We start from the raw sequence: 20,379 nt of genomic DNA, 5'->3' as shown, positions 1-20,379 counted from the left end.
AAAATAATGACTATGTTAAGAGGGAACAATTTAGTTAACTTTTCTAGGAAAGGGTATTATAAAAATAAAGCCGCAAAAATAATTTGAACTAGAAGGGAAATAAAGTCTATATATCGAATTAAATCATGATACCTTTTCGGTACACGAAATATTATAGGGCTATAAAGATAATATTTTTCGGTACCAAAATATTGGAATGGAGGATGTACAAATGTCAAATGAAGCAGCTGTTAAAAAGCTTCCAAATAGAAGTGAAATAAATGTAGAAGATACTTGGAAGCTAGAAGATATTTTTTCTAATGATGAAGCATGGGATAAAGAATTTACTGAAGTGAAGGGATTAATCCCTAATGCAGGAAAGTATCAAGGAAAGCTTGGAGAAAGTGCCGATTTACTGTATGAGGCGCTGCAGTATCAAGACCATTTACTTGAACGTCTAGGCAAGCTGTATACATATTCACATATGAGATATGATCAGGATACAACAAATTCACATTATCAAGGTATGGACGATCGGATTAAGAATCTTTATTCTCAAGCAGCGAGCATTCTTGCTTACATTGTTCCGGAATTGCTTTCTGTTGATGAAGCGAGAATTAATGAATTCCTAGCAGAGAAGAAAGAACTGCAGCTTTATAAGCAATCATTAGCAGAAATAAATTTACAGCGTCCTCATGTGCTTTCTGCAGATCAGGAGGCATTGCTAGCACAGGCTTCAGAAGTATTTGCAGCATCAAGCAATACTTTTGGAATGCTAAATAATGCAGATTTGGAATTTCCGACAATTAAAGACGAAAATGGGGAAGAAGTAGAAGTAACGCATGGCCGCTATAGCCGTTTTCTAGAAAGTGATGATTCAAGAGTTAGACATGACGCGTTTCAAGCTGTTTACGATACCTATGGGAAATTCCGCAATACGTTTGCAAGTACATTAAGCGGAAACGTAAAAATGAATAATTTTAATGCGAGAATTAGAAATTATGATTCTGCATGCCACTCGGCTTTAGCAGCAAATAATATTCCAGAATCTGTGTATGATAATCTAGTTCAAACAGTCAATGAAAATCTGCATTTATTGCATCGCTATGTAAAGCTTCGTAAAAAGGTTCTTGGTCTAGATGAACTGCATATGTATGATCTTTACACACCACTTGTCAAAGATGTGAAAATGGAAATTAGGTATGAAGAAGCAAAGGACATCATCATAAATGGATTGGCTCCTCTTGGAGAAGAATATTTAAATGTGTTAAAAGAGGGCTTTGAAAACCGCTGGGTTGATGTTTATGAGAATAAAGGAAAGAGAAGTGGCGCTTATTCATCCGGTTCATACGGAACAAACCCGTATATCCTTATGAACTGGCAGGATAATGTGAATAATTTATTCACACTGGCACATGAATTCGGTCACTCTGTTCATAGTTATTACACTAGGAAAACTCAACCCTATCCATATGGAAACTATTCCATTTTCGTGGCAGAGGTAGCCTCAACATGTAATGAAGCTTTACTAAATGATTATTTATTAAAAACAGTAGATGATGATAAAAAACGTCTATATTTATTAAATCACTATTTAGAAGGATTTAGAGGCACTGTATTCCGCCAAACAATGTTTGCTGAATTCGAGCACTTAATTCACCAAAAGGCGCAAAATAATGAGGCATTAACAGCTGAGTCATTAACATCAGCTTATTATGAGCTTAATAAGAAATATTTCGGTGAAGAGAATTTAGTAATTGATAAGGAAATTGGATTAGAATGGTCCCGAATTCCTCATTTCTATTACAATTACTATGTATATCAGTACGCAACTGGTTTTAGTGCTGCGACTGCATTAAGCAAACAGATTTTAGAAGAAGGGCAGCCGGCAGTGGATCGTTATATTGAGTTCTTGAAGGCAGGAAGCTCAGATTATCCAATAGAAGTCCTGAAGAAAGCAGGAGTGGATATGACAAGCTCCAAGCCGGTAGAGGATGCATGTAAAGTATTTGAAGAAAAACTCGATGAAATGGAAAAATTACTCGGTTAATGGAAGAGGAGAATGCGGGGAACCCCATTCTCCTTTTTTTGAAGTCATCTTACATCAAAATCCCTTAAATTTTTTCCTGTCATTGATCGAAACAATCAAAATCAATATGGATAAAAATAAAAGAGGCGAGCTTATATAAAGCGGAAACATTTTCATTAGTGCAAAGAAATTTAAGATAAAAGAAAACAATATAAAAAGGAACATAAGTACAAAAGGCATCTTCTTCACTTTCGTCTCCTCCTGAACTATGTTTACTTGCCAATTTTTGCTGAAAGGTGTTTGTATCATTATATTCAGTTGTCCATTTATTATGAGGTGTATTTGACAATATTGTGAAGAAATACACAAACTTATTGTTTGCTTATAATATTCATGTTATATTACAGACATGAAATTGATCACAGCCAAACACTTACCCCTTGTTTGAGTGACAAATTTCTCCCATCCCCTTTTTTTCGTAATAATATAGAAAAGACCATGCAACTAACCCGATTGCATGGTCTTTTTCACGTTATAAAAAAGTATAAGTTCATTACTAATCCATTGAGTTAAACTTCCAAAACATTCCGTACTTTACTGGTATTTGTTCAACAATCTGTTTTAGCTGCAGTTTCTTCATTTCACGATCTACATCACTGATTGACATATTGTAAACGACAGCAATTTCTTTTGAAGCTACAAACTTAAAATACCTCAAAAATACTTCTAAAGGAGGGAGAGCTGATCGCTCAGGCTTTTCTAACAGCATTTCCTCTAGTATTTGTTCATACACTTCATACGGGTAGTAGCCGGTAATTTTAATCCCTTCATCTTCAATATTCTCATTAAAAAAGACGAGTGTTGGAATTTCTTGTACATCCATCTCAGAGGTAATTTTTAAGTCGCACTGAAAGGCTTTAGCTGCACTTTCTGAATGAATGTCAGAAAGAAATTCAGCAACATCTAATCCGACATTTTCAGCACATTCTCTTAACACTTCTAAGCTGGATACATTTTGTTTATCCAAGAATAAAACCTCTTGTAATTTCCTTAAAAATCGTATTCCAGCTTTTCTCCCTTGAAGCTCAGCTGCTTTAATTGCAACAGATGCAAGATGAGGCGAGGATATAGGATTTTCAAACCAAAGATTCCCATCACATGACATTCCGGTTCGGTTTGCTGTCTTTTCCCATAATTCTGCCATGCTCTCATAACTTTGCTTCCTGCCAATATTTAAGGTTGCCAGTCTCCCGCTTAAAACATGCTTAACCGAAAAATAGCGGCCATATTCAATCATAAGCTTTTTTAATATCGGTTCAAGAGCCCAGCATTCTGGACAAAGAGGATCAATGAACAAGTACAATTCAATCGGCTTTTTCTCACTGCCATGACAATGAGGTGATGGCGACTTTAATTCGAATGATTCCTGATTGTTCACTAGTTCTCACCTTTCATCATTTCATTTTCCGATGTATTAATCATATGCTGTGCCGTTAAAAAGAGTCTGTCGTAAAGATATTCTCTTATCTGACCATCTAGTCCAACTTTATCCATGGCTTCTGACATGCAGGATAGCCATGCCTTTGCTCGTGTCTCGGTTATTTCAAAAGGCAGATGCCGCGCTCTCAGCATTGGATGCCCATGCTCCGATGTATATAACGGAGGTCCTCCAAGATATTGGGTTAAGAATTGTATCTGCTTTCTAGCCGTTTCAGAAAGATCACTTGGAAAAATAGGAACGAGATCAGGATGTTGCCCAACGCGATAATAAAAGGCTTCTACGAGCTGATGGAGTTTTTCTTCTCCAATTGCGTCGAACGGAGTATGCATTTTCTCGACCATTATAAAAGTCTCCCTTATATGAGTTATACAAAAAGCAAATTTCACTTTTAAAGAGTTTCATTTTGATTATTCCAGACTATTCAATAACTGTACAAAGTGGAATCTCTTTATATATTCTATCAATGAGTGATTTTTAACTCAAACAAATAGCTTCTAAAACTTTTTGAGAATCCATTTTTAGTGAAGAAATCAAACTTCTCTTTAGTTTTGCACAAAAAAAATGTCTATTGCAAGCAATAGACAGAAGAATGAATAGGTAATATTAGGAAAGGAATGAGCTCTTTATTTTTTGGACATAATTAATCGTTTCTTTAAATGGTGGGATACCGCCATGTTTATCTACATTTCCTGGCCCTGCATTATAAGCTGCCAAAGCTAGTTCAATATTTTCATTGTATTTAGTAAGCATTTGACGTAAATACTTTGCTCCGCCCAAAATATTATCTTGTGGGTTAAAAACATTTTTAACTCCTAGTGATTTTGCAGTCTCAGGCATTAGCTGCATCAACCCAGATGCTCCTGCGTAGCTTACTGCATTAGGGTTAAAGTTTGACTCTTGCTTAATGACGGATTTAAGCAGCTTTGCTGGTATTTCATAAATCTCTGATGCTTTTTCAATGATATCATCATAAGACTGATTAGAACCTGATCCGGAAAGCTTTGTAAGCATAAATGGAGGCAGTGCCGGACTATTAATTGGAGCTGAAGGGATATTCCCTATTTTATCCTGATCATTGTCTGCCTGATATGGGCTTTCACTCTCAGATGAATACGCCATTTTTTGATCTTGCAATAAATTATTTAGAACATCCTGAAATAATTGGCTGTTTTCTTCAGCGGAAGAGGAGCTTCCGAAGTTCTTGATTGCCTGCAGGTCTAACATTATTTTTAATTGCTCAACATTCATGTGCGTTTCTCCTTTTTAAAAACGATCTTGCTGATTGTACTTTTCTAAATAAAAACGCATAATTTTATTTTCGGTTTTCCGTAGTGGTATACGTAATTGTGTAAGAAGGGAGGAAAATACTTCTAGACCTTCCTCTCTATTACTTACTTCATATTCTATCTCATAATCCTCTTTATTTAAATAGAAACTATGATCTAAAACAATTAGCCCGTTATTATATTTAGTTTCCGCACGGCGGGTAGTTAATGATCCAAAATATTGCATATTTGCCGGATCAATATTCATTTCTCTTATGAGATTCTTTATAGATTGACTAATGATTTCCCCGGATTGAAACATTTTTTCAGCGGTATGTGCTTCAATATATTCATTTGTTTCAAGCAGACCTTCATTGTGGGGCTGCTTTAATGTTAGTTCAAATTGATTGTTCTTCTGTCTGATTCGAAGTGCACAGCCAGCTTTTTTTAAGGCAAAATCTTTTGTGTCAAAATAATGATTTTCTTGACTGAAAAAATCTTCTTCACAAAAGTTAAAATATTGTATAAGGCTATTAAATTCTTCTTTTGTTACGATATTTTTTAACTCAATTTCTATATGCTGAAACAAATTATTCATTCCCTTCAAAAGATCATACCCTTTATTATCTCTTCCTCGTGCTGGATCTGCAATTATTATAGTATTGCAAAGGCCACTATTGGCGGGTTTTCTTTAGAAGAAGATCTAAATAATGATGTTAGGGTTTTATTGCCCGTTAATCTGCGTTAAAATAAAATAAGTTTGGAGGTTGAGAAAATGAACAAGAAAATACAAATTATAGATGCAATTTTTAGAGAGATTGAAAAGGAAATAGAAATAATAGCTGAAGAAGGGCTTTCAGTGATAGATTTAAAGCCAATGGGCCAAATGCTAGTGGATTCAGATAACCTTTCTTTTATTTACATAACAGACATCAATGATGAGTATACATATGTATCAATTCCACATACTGTCTGGTCTGAGCTCAAGAAAGCGGTTGATGGGGATGCAGCGGTATATTTAACAGATCATAAAGAACGAATACTTCTTCCAGCGTTTATAGAGGAGTTAAATTATCTTACAGATAATATTAAAGGGAATAGTAATTATGGGGAAGAAATGGTTGAAAAGGTTGAAAGCATTTTTTAAATTGCAAAAGAATCATCCGCCAATGCAAAATCTAGCCTAATTTATTTTTAGGAGCGATTTCACTTAGACTAATAATTTCGGATGAGGTGTTGTATGACGTGAAAAATTGGGATCAATTTTTAGCTCCATATAAGCAGGCAGTCGAAGAGTTAAAAGTAAAGCTAAAGGGAATGCGTAAGCAATTTGCACAAGAGGGAACTCACTCGCCAATCGAATTTGTAACGGGTAGAGTAAAGCCAATTGCCAGTATATTAGATAAAGCAAATCAAAAGAATATACCATTGGACTTATTGGAAACTGAAATGCAGGATATTGCAGGGATGCGTATGATGTGCCAGTTTGTTGATGATATAAAAAAAGTTGTGGAACTGCTTAGAAATCGAAATGATTTTGAAATTATTGAAGAAAGAGATTATATTTCTCATAAGAAAGTTAGCGGCTATCGTTCTTACCATGTTGTCATTCGCTATCCAGTCCAAACAATTAATGGGGAAAAACAGATATTAGCAGAGATTCAAATTCGGACTCTCGCCATGAATTTTTGGGCAACCATTGAACATTCGCTAAATTATAAATATAAAGGCCAATTTCCTAAGGATATTCAGATGAGACTTCAAAGGGCAGCTGAAGCAGCTTTCATGCTTGATGAGGAAATGTCACTGATTCGTGGAGAAATTCAGGAAGCCCAAGCTTTCTTTACGAGAAATAAAGAACAGCAGCAGGAATAATCGTTATACATACTGCAGGTGTTTTTGTTAAGGATATGATTAACCATCCATAAAGGAGAATTATTGAGATGAAATTTGCCATTACCTCGAAAGGCGATAATAAATCAAATACACTCATGCATAAAATGAAAACGTATTTGTTGGATTTTGATCTAACATATGATGAAGAGAAGCCCGATATTGTTATTTCAATAGGCGGGGATGGAACTTTATTATATGCCTTTCACCGCTATACTGGCCGTCTGGATAAAACTGCATTTGTTGGGATCCACACTGGACATCTTGGTTTTTATGCGGATTGGGTACCAGAGGAAATTGAAAAGCTCGTGATTGCGATTGCGAAGACTCCTTTTCAAGTTAGTGAGTATCCTTTGCTGGAGGCTATTATCCGATACCAGCACGGGGGAAGAGAAACACGCTATCTCGCTTTAAATGAATCTACCGTTAAAGCAGTTGATGCTACCCTTGTAATGGATGTAGAAATTCGCGGTCAGCATTTTGAACGGTTTAGAGGAGATGGTTTGTGTGTATCCACTCCTTCAGGAAGCACTGCATATAATAAAGCATTAGGTGGAGCCATTCTTCATCCGTCTTTATCAGCTATCCAAATTGCAGAGATGGCATCAATTAATAATAAAGTTTTCCGTACAGTCGGTTCTCCGCTTGTATTGCCTGCACATCATACATGTATGCTAAAGCCTGTAAACAAACCGGATTTTCAAATTACGATTGACCATCTAAACCTCCTCCATAAGGACGTAAAATCAATTCAGTACCGTGTGGCAGATGAAAAAATCCGCTTTGCACGTTTTCGACCGTTCCCATTCTGGAAAAGAGTGCATGATTCGTTTGTTGCTGATTAATAGAATGCAAAGGGAAATAAGAATAGGTGGACAGGGATAAATGGCAAGTTTCGAACTAAGATGGCAGATTACCGCTGAAAATGAAGGGAAAATCATAAAAGAGTTTCTAAAGGAAAATGAGATTTCGAAAGCTGCTTTGACTGATATTAAATTTAAAAATGGCTACATTACTGTAAATGGGAATGAAGAAACAGTCCGCTATTCCTTGAAAAAAGGGGATATGCTCATTATTGGGTTTCCTGAAGAGACACCAAGTGACGGGATGAAAGCGGAAGAACTTCCACTCGATATTCTATACGAGGATGAGTTTATTATAGCAGTCAATAAACCAACAGGGATGAGTACGATTCCTTCGCGAGAGCATCCAAATGGAAGCTTAGCAAATGCCCTGCTTGGCTATTACAGAAGGATTAGGTTAAAGACGACTGCCCATATTGTTACACGGCTTGATCGCGATACATCCGGCATTGTTCTAATTGCAAAACATCGGCATATTCACCATTTGTTCAGCAAACAGCAAAAATTGGGCAAAGTAAATCGGGAATATGAAGCACTGGCAGAAGGGATCATAGCTCAGAACTTTGGAACGATAAATGAGCCGATTTCAAGAAAAAAGGATAGTATTATTGAAAGAGAAGTTAATCCAGATGGACAATATGCTTGTACACATTTCGAAGTTATTAAAAGATATAAATCATTTACACATGTAAAGCTTAGACTTGAAACGGGACGTACCCACCAAATCCGTGTGCATTTGTCATATTTAGGCCATCCCTTGGTTGGGGATGATCTTTACGGGGGAAATAACAACTTCCTTTCACATCAAGCCTTGCATTGCAGGAAGGTATCATTTTTTCATCCTATTATTGAAAAAGAAATGACTTTTATAGCAGAAGTGCCAGCGGATATGATGAAGCTTATGAAGGGAGAAGGGTGACTATTTGTTCAAGTCACCCTTTTCTTTTCGGATATAGTTTTTACTAAATTTTTCTGAATTTCTCTTCCACAAGCGGCATAGATGAAGCGACCGAGACGATCTCCATTTCAGGATATTTAAGTCCAGTTAACTTATTGCCGAAGACAGCTCCTGTATCAATATTATATGTATTGTTAACAATGCGCACATTCTTTACTGGTGTGTGACCATATACTATTATTGCCTTTCCTTGATAATGCTGTGCCCAATCCCTTCTTACCGGTGAGCCGTCAGGATTTTTTTCTCCCGTAATGTCTCCGTAAAGGACAAAGGTTTTTACCTTTTCAGAATGTTTCCCAATATAGTCTTCCCGAATTCCTGCATGGGCAATTACTAATTTTCCTTCATCCAGCACTGCATAGAGTGGTGCATTTTCATAGAGCTTCATAAACTTTTCCCGAATTGCTTTTTTATCTTTTCGATCAAGTAAATCATATTCTGCTGCAGTTGTTTCAAGACCATGAGTGAGCTGGACCTTATTGCCTAAAAAGAAACGGTAAAGCTTGTTGCAATGATTCCCAGGTACGTAATAAGCCAGGGTTTCACTTACTAGTTCACATACCGTTTCTGCCACTCTTAAAGACTGTGGCCCTCTGTCTGTCAGATCGCCGACAAACGCCAATCTTCTTCCCTCTTTGTGAACTGGAATTCCTGTTTCCCAGGTATAGCCTAGCTTAATTGTTAGCTCCTTAAACTCTGCAAAGCATCCATGGATATCACCAATAATATCAAGCTTCATAGGTTACTCCTTTTTTCTTTTTATCATATCAATTTATATTGTTTTTATCCTGTTTTTGAATTGCTGTTTTATGATACACCTAACATTGAAAGGTTAAGTGTTGATATGAAATGGGTAAAGAGGGGAAGGTAAAGATAAATAACATGAAAAATTCCCTGGGAGAAAAATAGTAAAATTGTTATGATTTTGTAAAATAAAGCGACAAAGATGGAGAGGTTTGCTAGTATTATGGGATATTAAAAGATTTTTTAATTGGTGAAAGGAGGTATGCACATGGAAGAAGCATTAAATGAAAAGGCAGCCCCACATATAAATAAAGAGCTGCTAATCGATTCTTTACAAAATGAAGATATGGAAACATTCCGGGATGAATTTTTAGAACTTCATCCGTATGATCAAGCTTCATTTTTTAAGGAATTGGATGAGGGAATGAGAGAAAGAATTTATCACTACCTTTCTCCAGAAGAAATGGCAACTTTATTCGAAAACTTAGAAATGGACGATGAAAGCTATCAGGTTGTTTTAGCGGAAATGAATCCAAATTACGCAGCTGATATGATATCAAAAATGTATGTCGATGATGCAGTTGATGTCCTGAATGAGCTTGAAAAAGATCAGGTTGTCAGTTACCTAACCATTATGGACGAGGAAGCTGCACAGGAAATTAAAGATTTGCTTCATTATGAAGAATATACAGCTGGAAGTATAATGACGACTGATTTTGTCTCCATTTCGGCAAATCAGACTGTCAGGTCCGCGATGTATATTTTAAAGAAGGAAGCGCCTAAGGCTGAGACCATTTATTATATTTACGTAGTGGATGATGAAAGAAGGCTTGCAGGTGTTATTTCTCTCAGAGATTTAATTGTAAATGATGACGATACGATGATTTCAGAAATAACGAACGATCGAATTGTTTCAGTTTCTGTTGGGGAGGATCAAGAGGAAGTTGCTAGAAAAATGAAGGATTATAATTTCCTGGCACTCCCTGTCGTTGACTTCCAAAATCATCTCTTGGGAATCATAACAATTGACGATATTGTCGATGTTATGGAGGAAGAAGCATCCGATGATTACTCGAAGCTTGCAGCCGTATCAGATATGGATACAATTGACCGCAACCCGATTTCAGCCGCGCGAAAGCGGCTTCCTTGGCTCATTATTTTGTTATACCTTGGAATGGGTACGGCAAGTCTAGCGGCACGATTTGAGGAGACACTTGAAAAAGCAGCGATTTTAGGTGCATTTATTACATTAATTGCAGGGATGGCTGGAAATACAGGTACACAGGCACTTGCTGTTGTAGTTAGGGGAATTGCAACTGGTGATCTAGAAAAAGAGAATAAACTAAAGCTTATTTATAGGGAAGCAGGAACAGGATTAATTACTGGAACAATCTGTGGAATTCTTGTGACGATTACTATTTTTATTTGGAAAGGTAATTTATTTTTAGGGATTTTAGTCGGAATATCGATTTTTTGCACGCTAATTGTGGCCACACTGGCTGGTGCAATTATTCCATTAGCTATGCACAAATTTAAAATTGATCCAGCTGTTGCATCCGGACCATTTATAACAACGATTAATGACATTATTAGTATCTTAATTTATTTTAGCATAGCCAATATCTTTCTAGGCTTTTTGCCGAAATAGATACTCTTCTAAAAGGAGGTATTCGATGGAAGAACATGGTGTTTCTGTCGCATCATTAGTCATAGTGATCGTCATAGCATTTTTGACTCCAATTTTATTACATCGATTAAGAATTAATTTCATCCCAGTAGTAGTTGCGGAAATATTAATGGGACTAGTGATTGGAAAGAGCGGTTTTAATGTTGTACACCCGGATATGTGGCTTGAAACATTGTCCACATTGGGTTTTATTTTTCTTATGTTTTTAAGCGGATTGGAAATAGATTTTTCAGCTTTTTCAGGAGGGAAAAAGCGTAATAAGCTGCCAAGCGGTAAGCTAGAACCAAATTCTTTTACAGTTTCCTTTATTATTTTTGCAGGAATCTTTGTTGTTTCATTAGGTCTGTCGTATTTGTTTGTTTTAGCAGAGTTTATCGATAATGCATTTTTAATGACGTTAATTATTTCAACTATTTCTTTAGGTGTTGTCGTCCCAACGTTAAAAGAGGCGCATTTAATGAAGACAGCCATTGGTCAGATTATCTTGTTAGTAGCGGTTATTGCCGATTTAGTTACGATGATCCTATTAGCTGTTTTTGTTTCTTTATATGATGGAGGGAAGGGCAATGTGTGGTTACTGCTCATTCTTTTTGCAGCGGGAGTGCTGCTATATTTTGTAGGGAGACGATTTAAAAACGGTAAATTTTTCGAATCGATGTCAACAGGAACAGTTCAAATAGGGACTCGAGCTGTCTTTACACTAATTATTCTTCTTGTAGCTTTATCTGAATCAGTTGGTGCAGAAAATATTTTAGGTGCTTTCCTCGCCGGAGTGCTTGTTTCTTTACTTGCACCAAACCAGGAAATGGTTCATAAGCTTGATTCCTTTGGCTACGGCTTTTTGATCCCGATATTCTTTGTTATGGTCGGTGTGGATCTTAATATTTGGTCATTGTTCAGCGATCAAAAAATGGTGATGCTCATACCGCTTCTCCTTATAGCGTTACTAGTTTCCAAGCTAGTGCCAGTTTATTTGTTAAAACGCTGGTATGAATTCAAAACTGTATTAGCTTCAGGTTTTCTCTTGACCTCAACTTTGTCTTTAGTTATTGCCTCTGCAACTATTGGTGAAAGAATTGGAGTTATTACGGCAGAAATGAGCGGTACATTAATACTTGTAGCTGTAATAACTAGTGTATTCACCCCTGTTGTCTTTAAAAAGTTGTTCCCAAAGGAAGAAGTTGCAGAAAAATCAGTAAAAGTTGCCTTTATTGGAGCTAACCAGCTGACATTACCAGTTTATCGAGAGCTTAACTCGAATATATATAAAACAACACTTTATCATAAAAAACAGGAAAAGGCTGATAAAAACATTGCTGATTCTTTGTTTGATATTGTGGAATTACATGATTACTCCATGAAATCTCTAGAAGAAAACGAAGTCTTGCAATCGGAAATAGTAGTAATCTCGACTGGTGATGAGGATTTAAATGCAACACTTGCTATAGATGTAAAAGAACATGGAATTGAGCGAGTAATTTGCCGTCTTGAAAGCCCAGATTTACAGGAAAGCATAAAAGAGCATGATATTGAAGTTTTTTCTGTACTCCTTTCACAAAAAACATTGCTTAGAGCTTTAATCGAAACGCCAAGTGTAGTGGATATTTTAACTAATCAGGAAAATTCACTGTATGAAATTGAAATGCTTAACAATCAATTTGAGGGAATGACTCTACGAGAATTTCCATTTACTGGTGATGTTATTTTTGTTCGAATTTTTAGAGGGCATGATTCCATTGTTCCTCACGGGGAAACCGAACTTCAATTAAATGATCGATTAATAGTTACAGGGACTAAAGAATATGTTGATGAGTTAAAGGGAGAATTGGAATTTTGTGATTGGTGTTAACAAAGTTTTTTTATAGTTATTATGCCTGTGTCTATTTCTTTTAGATGCAGGCATTTTTGTGTACAGCTCCTATTGATAAAAGTAGGAAAGCTTTACCTTTTGGAAACCAAAGCACGCAGATTGCATACATATAAATGAACCCATTTGTATGTGGAGGTAGAGGATAATGCCAAGTAAACAAAAAGAGCCTTTTTTTTATATTTTACAGCCTAAAATTAATTTTCCAGAAGCAAATATGCAGGAGACTTTTTCTTTCAAAAAAGAGAATCAAAAGGAATTAAATTCTTCATCCATTGATTCACTAGGTGAAAATATCAATTTGGAGGAGAATAGAAAATTGCCTGAGGGTCAGCCAGATAAACAAAATGAAGAGTTAACACTGGACGCAGAAGAGGCAACAGAAGTAATAATAAATTATCAAAATGAAAGCACAGAAAATAACAAAGATTCTAAGGAACAGGCAAATAGGAAGCATAGTTCTTCTTTTAATCGCGTTAAAAGTTTCAAGGAAATGAACACAATAGAACGATTAGATTATTTAGTTCATTTTCCAAAACAATTGCCTCCAGTACCGTGTATTTTTGATACTGAAAATAAATCAGTGAGAGGAACCTTAATTGGAAAAATGGATGAACTCATTGAAATAAAATTATTTAATGGAGAAACTGTAGAGCTTCACATTGAAACTATTAAGGAGGTTAAGATGATTGGATTAATTGGATAAAAAAATAAAAGCCAGCCGATCAAGACTGGCTTTTTCAATTGCTCCTTAGTCTTCGCAAATACCAAGATGAACATCATCGATACATTGAATAGCGCAGAAGCAGCTTAGGTCTACAGTGACACAGCTATTTGTTGCTCTATAGTGATTTACTCTGCAAACCTCACTTAGGTTAATGCAGCATCCCTCAGCTAAAGGTACTGTTTCATTAGAACCATGTTCTCGTTGAACTGGCTCAAGTACACGCAGGACAGCACAGCAATTATCAAAGACTTCCTCTACCCTGAAGAAGATTGAAACACATGGACCACAATCACGAGTAAAGAATGCATGGAATGGAGAGCCGTCTGCTGTTTTTAAGACAAAAACACGAGTGTCTGGGTGTTTTTGTCTCTTAGTAGTAGGTGAGATTTGCCCAAGCGGCTCTAAAAAGCAGTTAGAAGGGCATTCACATACATTTTCTGCATTATCTTGAATATCTTTTATCGCACGGACTACTTCACATATACAGTTGCCGCCTCTGAAGTCGTCTTTTTTTCCACAACCCATTTTAGTTTCCTCCTTAGTTTGATTCTTGTGATACTACACTAATAACATATTGCTGAAGTGCACTATGGGTTACGGACAAACGCCTTGTTTTACTAAAAAATAGGCAATTTTTTTATGAAAGGCAGGAAGGGGAATGGAATTATCCTTTATGGAACTTTTGGTATTAGCCCTGGCAAGTTTCAGACTGACAAGGTTAATCGTTTATGACAAAATAACTGAAAAAATCAGAAGCCCATTTTTTGATGAATTAGAAGAGGAAAATGATGATGGTGAAAAAGAGGTGTATCTCATTCCTAAAAAAGGAGGAATTCGCGGATTTATCGGGGAGCTTTTAAGCTGCTATTGGTGCACAGGTATTTGGACGTCTATCTTTCTTTGTATCATCTATATTTTTTATTCTTCCAAGTCAGTTCCTATAATTGTTATTCTAGCCGTTGCGGGTCTGGCGGCTATTATTGAGACAATTTTACAAAAAATATTAAATGAGTGAATCATTTATTAATAAGTGAAACTAGGTACTTGATTACACAAGCTTTTATATTCCTCATATATTATAAAAACAGTTATCAATGTGCAAAGAGAAAAGGGAGTGTATCAATATGAATATGAATATGAGTAAAAAATATACAAAACAGCAAAAAAGTGAATCAGATCAGCCTTCGAAGAAAAAGAAAAAAGGCTGTGGATGCGGGAAAAAAATGAAAAAGTCGAATGAATAGCCGGGAAATCTAGAAGTTTTTTTTTCAAAGCTCGCCTTTTGGCGAGTTTTCTTTTTGGTTTAGGAAATAATAACATTGCTTGATTTATGTAATTTCATACATTATTTGGTTTTTGATTCAATCATCCTCCATTCATAAATTAGCATTTAATCGAGGACAATATAAGTAAATAAAGGATAAACGAGGAAGGGAAGTTTATGAGGACAAAAAGGTACATCATGATAGGTCTATTGACTGCATCATTAGCAGGATGTGGTATGGGTGGAGATGATACTAAAGACAGCGATCTGGCGCTAATCAAGACAACGAATCCAAGTCCCGCATTACTAGGGAAAAATACGAAGGAAAACCTTGAACTAGTTGATAGTATTAAAAAAGACATTAGTTCAATGAAGGAATTATATGATGTTGCGGTTGTAAAAGGAAATAATGATACTCTTGTAGCCTATAAGGTGAAGCATCTGCATCGATTCAAAATGAAAAAAATTGAAAAAAGATTAAACGAAATGCTTGAGAAGAAATATCCTGATGAAAATTTCACCATTTCAAGTGATTATAAAATCTTTCTTGAGGCTGTAAAGCTGAATGAAAAAATGAAGGATCCTAAGTATCCTGATAAAAAGGCAAATGAAAAATTGAAAGAAATTATTAAGCTTAAAAATGAAATGACCTGAAAGGAGAAAATCATGGGGAAGGAACAAAAGAAGAAGCTGACACCTGAACAACAAAAATATCAAGTATTGCAGCAAAAACACGAGTTAAAACGCCCTGTTCTAAAAAACTGCCTTAGGGCCTTTTGGGTAGGTGGCCTGATTTGTACAATCGGACAAGCTATTACTTATTTTTATATTTATTTCTTTAACTTTACAGAGCAAACTGCAGGCAATCCAACGGTTGCAACTATGGTGTTTCTCTCTATGCTCCTAACGGGTTTCGGAATTTATGATCACATTGGACAGTACGGAGGAGCAGGTACAGCGGTGCCTGTAACAGGATTTGGAAATGCAGTTATTTCTGCAGCAATTGAACATCGGACAGAAGGTTTTGTCCTTGGTGTAGGCGGAAATATGTTTAAGCTTGCCGGCTCAGTTATTTTATTTGGAGTTTTTTCTGCCTTTGTTGTGGCATTAATTAAAACGATATTATTTCAATGGGGTGTTTTGTAATGCTTAAAGGAAAACAATCTTGGGTATTTCAAAATCGTCCTACTATAGCTGCTACTGGAGTAACGGGGGGTCCCTTTGAAGGGAACGGCAAGCTGGCAAATGATTTTGACATCCTGCATGATGATTTATGGATGGGCCAGGACTCATATGAAAAGGCACACCGCGTGTTAATTGAAGAAGCCTGTGACACAGTGCTAAAGAAAACAAACTTACTGGAATCTGATATTAACTTTTATATTGCCGGAGACTTAATAAATCAAATTACGCCAACCAGCTTTAGCGCTCGAACAAATCAAATCCCTTATTTTGGTATTTTCGGGGCATGCTCGACTTCCATGGAAGGATTGGCTCTAGCCTCATTTATCGTTAATCATGGGGGAGCAAAACATATAATTACTGGAGCTGCCAGTCACAATGCTTGTGCGGAAAGACAGTTTAGATATCCAACGGAATATGGCGGACAAAAGCCGCCAACAGCACAATGGACAATTACTGGAGCTGGTATGGCTCTAGTAAAGGTAAATGAAGGCAATGGGAATTTGCCAGTTACCACAACTGCTACTATAGGAAAAGTGGTAGACATGGGGATTGCAGACCCATTTAATATGGGGGGAGCAATGGCTCCAGCAGCTGCTGAAACGATTATGGCACATTTTAAGGACTTGCAATTAGATCCGTCATATTATGATTTAATCGTGACCGGCGACTTGGGTCAAATCGGTCAAAGCACGACTTATGAGCTATTAATAAATGCAGGGTTAAAAATTGAAAAGGAAAAGTTTCAAGATTGTGGACTGCTTATTTATAAGGACGATCAGCCTGTCAATTCTGGAGGAAGCGGTGCAGGTTGTTCAGCCACTGTTCTTTACGGACACTTGCTTAATCAAATGAAGCAAGGTGTTTACAAAAGAATACTTTCGGTAGCGACAGGTGCGCTTTTGTCTCCTTTAACTGTTCAGCAAAACGAAAGCATTCCATGTATTGCTCATGCAGTTTCCATTGAAATGGAAATTTGAAGAAGGGAGGAAAAATCCGTGCTGGCAATGTTTTTTTGGGCATTTGTTGTTGGAGGATTCATATGTGTGATTGGTCAATTATTATTTGATGTTGCAAAATTATCCCCAGGCCATACGCTTAGTCTTCTCGTTGTAGTTGGTGCAATTTTAGATGGTGTTGGATTATATGAGCCACTGATAGACTTTGCTGGTGCTGGTGCAACTATACCAATTACCAGCTTTGGCAGCTCCCTTGTTCATGGTGCATTACATGAAGCGGATATACATGGAATTGTTGGAGTTCTAACAGGGATGTTTGAGGTAACGAGTTCCGGAATTTCGGCAGCGATTGTTTTCGGATTTATTGGTGCACTCATTTTTAAACCTAAGGGATGAAAAAAAGGGAATAAGATATGATTTTTTTATAAATAAAATTAGACAGTCTTAGGAGCTTGCCTACACATCTCATATATGTTTTTCATATTGTGTAAAAGACTTAACAAAGTGAGGTGATAGGTATGTACGGGTTCTGTGGATATGGCGGCTACGGTTACGGTGGCGGATATGGCGGCGGCTATGGTTCAACTTTCGTATTAATCGTGGTTCTGTTTATTCTTTTAATTATTGTCGGTGCTAGCTTCTATTAATAATTTCATTAAAACAGGCAAATGTTATCATACGATGGCATTTTGCCTGTTTTTTTCACATTTTATGCCCATTTTCATACTATATAAAATAGCTTAGAAAGGGGCGCGACATGAACATGGATAATAATTTTTTTAAGAATATTGAAAAGAAAACAGGCGTGAATATGAAGGATATTTTTGAATTAGCTAATTCATTGCAACATGCCGATTTTAAAGATGAAAAAACAGTTAGAAACGTAATTAGAAGAGTATCACAAATTGCGAATAAGCCTGTTCCGAAAGAAACAGAGGATAAAATCGTCCAATCAATTATTAATGATGGAAAACAGCTGGATTTTGGCACCATTTCACAAATGCTTAATAAAAAATAAGATTTTAAGGGACCTGACATTTGTGCCAGGTCCTCGTTATTATGGTATTAATTTTTCAATATAAATTTTGTTTTTGTATTGATGAAAGAAACCTTGAAGGGGATGCAAGTCTGCCTCGTCTTCTTTCTGGAACAGATATATATAAATACTCCATCGCTCTTGTGATGGCTACATACATGAGTCTTCGTTCTTCTTCAATAACCGAATAATCATTATTGCGGCTGGCTTCCAATGCATATTCGTGAGGAAGGCCCCCATCAACTGCTCCTAATATATAAACAACTTTATATTCAAGCCCCTTAGATCTGTGTATAGTACTTAAAGTAATAGCATTATGATTTTTTTTGCTGAATTCCTTCATTTCTTTGTTCATGGCTCTCATATGATCTGCATGGTTTAACAGCTCAATGATTGAAGGAAAGTTTTTGGCAGCAACCTTTAAGTCTTTAAGATCATCAGATCCCTTTTCAATTTTATTCCCGTCATTTCCCCGCTTTTTTAAAAAGTCCTGGAAGTTTAGTTCCTTCTCGATTGCTTCTATAGCAGGAAGAGGTGACATTCTTGCAATGGATCGAGTCACTTTAATGACTTTTTTTAACTTAGCTTCTTGGAAAGCAAAGCCTGTTTTAATATATTTCAATCCTTCAAGCAGTGAACAGTCTTTTAAGATACTCTCCGCCATTAAATCCTTCATTACTGATTGTTTCACGAATAAAGCGGGAAGAATATTCTTAATCGCTGGTTGATCATCTTCGTTTAAAGCCAGCTGTAAAAAGGAAAGCATACTTTTCACAATAAATCTGTCATAAAATGACTCGGCATCCATATCAATTCTGAAGGGAAGGCTAGAATTTGTTAATCGTTCAAATATGGCACGACTCCCAGTATTAGTTCGGAATAAAATAGCAAAATCCAATGGATCGAAGCCTTCAGAAATTTTCTCATGAATATCAGTAACAATTGCTGTTGCCTCTTCCTCTTCATCATACGGATAAAAAAGAACAGGTGACAGCTTGCTTGAATGCATAGCATGCATGTTCTTTACATGGCGAACTTTATTCTGTGCAATAACTAAGTTGGCTGTAGAGACAATTTCATGCCCTGACCGATAATTATTGCTTAGCTTAACCGTTTCCGCATTATGAAAATCTTTATTAAAATCGAGCAGGAATTGAGGATTGCTGCCTCGAAATGCATATATAGACTGATCGTCGTCTCCGACAGCACATACATTCTCCGTCTTTGCAGACATCATTTTCACTAATTGGTATTGAACTTTATTTATATCCTGAAACTCATCAATTAAAAAGTATTTAAAACGATTTTGATAAAGCTCTAGAATACCAGGATCATTTTTTAATAATGTATAACAACCTAGCAGCATGTCATCAAAATCAAATAGTTCCTCTGCTGACTTTGTTTCTTCATAATGCTTATACAAGAGTGCAGCTTGTTCCTCCCAAGAGGATTCCGGCCTTACTTCATTCGGGGAAATGAGAGAATTTTTCCAAAAACTAATTTGCTGCAAGGCTAAGTCATATGCAAATTCCTTTTCATCCAAATTCAATGCTCTTCCCGCCTGTTTGATTAGCTGATCTCGCTGCCAGCTTTTACTTAATAGTTTATTGGAAGCCCATTTATCGGGAGCATGGTGATTCAAAATTCGATAAAAAAGGCTATGAAATGTGCCGGATACGATCTGCTGAATTTTTCTTGTATCCATATTTGGATAGGAGGCAAGCCTTTTCTTCATTTCGGCGGCTGCCTTCGCCGTAAACGTAACGAGCATAATGGATTTTGGGTCAATTCCCCTTTCACAAATCATAAAAGCAGTTCTGGCAGTCAAGACTCTCGTTTTACCGCTGCCTGCACCTGCTAATACTAGTAGAGGTCCATCAACACGTGAAACAGCATTAGCCTGTTCATTATCAAGCAGCACTCCCGATTTCGCTAATTCATTTAAATAATCGAATGGATAAATAGGCTGATTTTGATTTTCAGCGGTGAAGGGAACGGTAATTTTTACAGTTTGGGTCTTTTTATAGGGAATTTCTGGATCTTTAATAGCTGTAATGGAGCGGGAGACAGGAATTTTGAATCCATTTTGTTCTTTATAATCCACGTTTTTGTTAGAATTGTCCACTGGAGCGTCTATTACATCTTTACACTTCTTATTTTGATTATTCATATGATAGAAGTGAAAGGGTTTTTCAATTCCTATGTAAAAACGAACCTTTTCACCGCAGTCGGGGCAATGTAAGTTTCCTTTTTTGCCGTTTTCATAAATCGATTGAAATGTTTCTCTAGGCAATCTATCAACATGTATTAAATTATTATTCAGCTTAGCAGTCTTCATCTTCATTCCTCAACTTTGCCTTTAATTAGACAAACTCTATCATATCAAAAAAACACAGCCTATAGAAATTTTTTTAGAAAAGAAGGA

General features: G+C 36.4%; 23 protein-coding genes. 15 read left to right on the top strand and 8 right to left on the bottom strand.

What is annotated here, in order from left to right; all coding sequences use genetic code 11:
- The first annotated feature begins 211 nt into the window (after positions 1 to 211).
- Positions 212 to 2,029 carry an oligoendopeptidase F gene (gene pepF / locus H0173_RS03505; protein ID WP_221844531.1) on the top strand — a complete coding sequence of 606 codons (1,818 nt, stop codon included), beginning with the start codon at positions 212 to 214 and terminating at the stop codon, positions 2,027 to 2,029.
- Positions 2,030 to 2,083: 54 nt separating this feature from the next.
- On the opposite strand, the gene H0173_RS22600 is transcribed toward pepF, so the two are convergent.
- The 5 genes from H0173_RS22600 to H0173_RS03485 all read right to left on the bottom strand — a co-directional run bounded on the left by H0173_RS22600 (position 2,084) and on the right by H0173_RS03485 (position 5,363).
- Complete coding sequence (locus H0173_RS22600) at positions 2,084 to 2,248, bottom strand: hypothetical protein (RefSeq protein WP_396021176.1); 165 nt, start codon at positions 2,246 to 2,248, stop codon at positions 2,084 to 2,086.
- Positions 2,249 to 2,564: 316 nt separating this feature from the next.
- Positions 2,565 to 3,446, bottom strand: coding sequence for a ClpXP adapter SpxH family protein (locus H0173_RS03500; protein ID WP_221844523.1), 882 nt, complete (start codon positions 3,444 to 3,446; stop codon positions 2,565 to 2,567).
- Positions 3,446 to 3,850: a globin domain-containing protein gene (locus H0173_RS03495; RefSeq protein ID WP_221844521.1), complete on the bottom strand. Its 405-nt coding sequence runs from the start codon at positions 3,848 to 3,850 to the stop codon at positions 3,446 to 3,448. Before H0173_RS03495 ends, H0173_RS03500 begins: the two co-directional genes overlap by 1 nt.
- 262 nt (positions 3,851 to 4,112) lie before the next feature.
- Entirely contained in the window at positions 4,113 to 4,757 is a 645-nt protein-coding gene (locus H0173_RS03490; RefSeq protein WP_221844519.1) for a lytic transglycosylase domain-containing protein, read from the bottom strand.
- 15 nt (positions 4,758 to 4,772) lie between these two features.
- Positions 4,773 to 5,363 carry a CYTH domain-containing protein gene (locus H0173_RS03485; protein ID WP_221844827.1) on the bottom strand — a complete coding sequence of 197 codons (591 nt, stop codon included), beginning with the start codon at positions 5,361 to 5,363 and terminating at the stop codon, positions 4,773 to 4,775.
- A gap of 186 nt (positions 5,364 to 5,549) precedes the next feature.
- Here H0173_RS03485 and H0173_RS03480 point away from each other — a divergent pair, with 186 nt between their 5' ends.
- The 4 genes from H0173_RS03480 to H0173_RS03465 all read left to right on the top strand — a co-directional run bounded on the left by H0173_RS03480 (position 5,550) and on the right by H0173_RS03465 (position 8,449).
- Positions 5,550 to 5,921 carry a UPF0738 family protein gene (locus tag H0173_RS03480; protein ID WP_221844517.1) on the top strand — a complete coding sequence of 124 codons (372 nt, stop codon included), beginning with the start codon at positions 5,550 to 5,552 and terminating at the stop codon, positions 5,919 to 5,921.
- A gap of 98 nt (positions 5,922 to 6,019) precedes the next feature.
- On the top strand, positions 6,020 to 6,649 hold the full coding sequence (gene yjbM, locus H0173_RS03475) for a GTP diphosphokinase (RefSeq protein WP_221844515.1): 630 nt from the start codon (positions 6,020 to 6,022) through the stop codon (positions 6,647 to 6,649).
- Positions 6,650 to 6,717: 68 nt separating this feature from the next.
- Complete coding sequence (locus H0173_RS03470) at positions 6,718 to 7,512, top strand: NAD kinase (RefSeq protein ID WP_221844513.1); 795 nt, start codon at positions 6,718 to 6,720, stop codon at positions 7,510 to 7,512.
- Between the two features lie 40 nt (positions 7,513 to 7,552).
- Positions 7,553 to 8,449, top strand: coding sequence for an RluA family pseudouridine synthase (locus tag H0173_RS03465; RefSeq protein WP_221844512.1), 897 nt, complete (start codon positions 7,553 to 7,555; stop codon positions 8,447 to 8,449).
- A 43-nt stretch (positions 8,450 to 8,492) separates the two neighbouring features.
- Here H0173_RS03465 and prpE read toward each other — a convergent pair whose 3' ends face one another.
- Entirely contained in the window at positions 8,493 to 9,227 is a 735-nt protein-coding gene (prpE, locus tag H0173_RS03460) for a bis(5'-nucleosyl)-tetraphosphatase PrpE (protein WP_221844509.1), read from the bottom strand.
- 273 nt (positions 9,228 to 9,500) lie between these two features.
- Between prpE and mgtE the strand changes: the two genes are divergently transcribed.
- The 3 genes from mgtE to H0173_RS03445 all read left to right on the top strand — a co-directional run bounded on the left by mgtE (position 9,501) and on the right by H0173_RS03445 (position 13,492).
- Positions 9,501 to 10,880, top strand: coding sequence for a magnesium transporter (gene mgtE, locus H0173_RS03455; RefSeq protein ID WP_221844508.1), 1,380 nt, complete (start codon positions 9,501 to 9,503; stop codon positions 10,878 to 10,880).
- A gap of 25 nt (positions 10,881 to 10,905) precedes the next feature.
- Positions 10,906 to 12,768, top strand: coding sequence for a monovalent cation:proton antiporter family protein (locus H0173_RS03450; RefSeq protein WP_221844507.1), 1,863 nt, complete (start codon positions 10,906 to 10,908; stop codon positions 12,766 to 12,768).
- Positions 12,769 to 12,934: 166 nt separating this feature from the next.
- Positions 12,935 to 13,492 (top strand): CotO family spore coat protein, encoded by a 558-nt coding sequence (locus H0173_RS03445; RefSeq protein WP_221844506.1) that lies wholly within the window; start codon positions 12,935 to 12,937, stop codon positions 13,490 to 13,492.
- A 45-nt stretch (positions 13,493 to 13,537) separates the two neighbouring features.
- On the opposite strand, the gene H0173_RS03440 is transcribed toward H0173_RS03445, so the two are convergent.
- Positions 13,538 to 14,038, bottom strand: a complete 501-nt coding sequence (locus H0173_RS03440; RefSeq protein ID WP_221844505.1) for a CotY/CotZ family spore coat protein — start codon at positions 14,036 to 14,038, stop codon at positions 13,538 to 13,540.
- 133 nt (positions 14,039 to 14,171) lie between these two features.
- Between H0173_RS03440 and H0173_RS03435 the strand changes: the two genes are divergently transcribed.
- The 7 genes from H0173_RS03435 to spoVIF all read left to right on the top strand — a co-directional run bounded on the left by H0173_RS03435 (position 14,172) and on the right by spoVIF (position 17,936).
- Positions 14,172 to 14,528 (top strand): DUF1360 domain-containing protein, encoded by a 357-nt coding sequence (locus H0173_RS03435; protein WP_221844504.1) that lies wholly within the window; start codon positions 14,172 to 14,174, stop codon positions 14,526 to 14,528.
- Positions 14,529 to 14,954: 426 nt separating this feature from the next.
- Positions 14,955 to 15,431, top strand: a complete 477-nt coding sequence (locus tag H0173_RS03430) for a YhcN/YlaJ family sporulation lipoprotein (RefSeq protein WP_221844503.1) — start codon at positions 14,955 to 14,957, stop codon at positions 15,429 to 15,431.
- A 12-nt stretch (positions 15,432 to 15,443) separates the two neighbouring features.
- On the top strand, positions 15,444 to 15,923 hold the full coding sequence (spoVAC, locus tag H0173_RS03425; RefSeq protein WP_221844502.1) for a stage V sporulation protein AC: 480 nt from the start codon (positions 15,444 to 15,446) through the stop codon (positions 15,921 to 15,923).
- On the top strand, positions 15,923 to 16,939 hold the full coding sequence (spoVAD, locus tag H0173_RS03420; protein WP_221844501.1) for a stage V sporulation protein AD: 1,017 nt from the start codon (positions 15,923 to 15,925) through the stop codon (positions 16,937 to 16,939). Before spoVAC ends, spoVAD begins: the two co-directional genes overlap by 1 nt.
- 18 nt (positions 16,940 to 16,957) lie before the next feature.
- Entirely contained in the window at positions 16,958 to 17,314 is a 357-nt protein-coding gene (gene spoVAE, locus H0173_RS03415; RefSeq protein ID WP_221844500.1) for a stage V sporulation protein AE, read from the top strand.
- A 122-nt stretch (positions 17,315 to 17,436) separates the two neighbouring features.
- Positions 17,437 to 17,565 carry a YjcZ family sporulation protein gene (locus H0173_RS03410; RefSeq protein WP_221844499.1) on the top strand — a complete coding sequence of 43 codons (129 nt, stop codon included), beginning with the start codon at positions 17,437 to 17,439 and terminating at the stop codon, positions 17,563 to 17,565.
- Between the two features lie 116 nt (positions 17,566 to 17,681).
- On the top strand, positions 17,682 to 17,936 hold the full coding sequence (gene spoVIF, locus H0173_RS03405) for a sporulation-specific transcription regulator SpoVIF (RefSeq protein ID WP_221844498.1): 255 nt from the start codon (positions 17,682 to 17,684) through the stop codon (positions 17,934 to 17,936).
- Positions 17,937 to 17,991: 55 nt separating this feature from the next.
- Here the strand turns inward: spoVIF and H0173_RS03400 are convergent, their stop codons facing one another.
- A complete protein-coding gene (locus H0173_RS03400; protein ID WP_221844497.1) occupies positions 17,992 to 20,292 on the bottom strand; it encodes a UvrD-helicase domain-containing protein in 2,301 nt (766 codons plus the stop codon).
- Positions 20,293 to 20,379 lie beyond the last annotated feature (87 nt).

This window comes from Bacillus sp. S/N-304-OC-R1 (assembly GCF_019749375.1).
Lineage (GTDB): Bacteria > Bacillota > Bacilli > Bacillales > Cytobacillaceae > Cytobacillus.
Note: the sequence above shows the minus strand (reverse complement) of the source record. Positions and strands in the feature narration are given on the sequence as shown.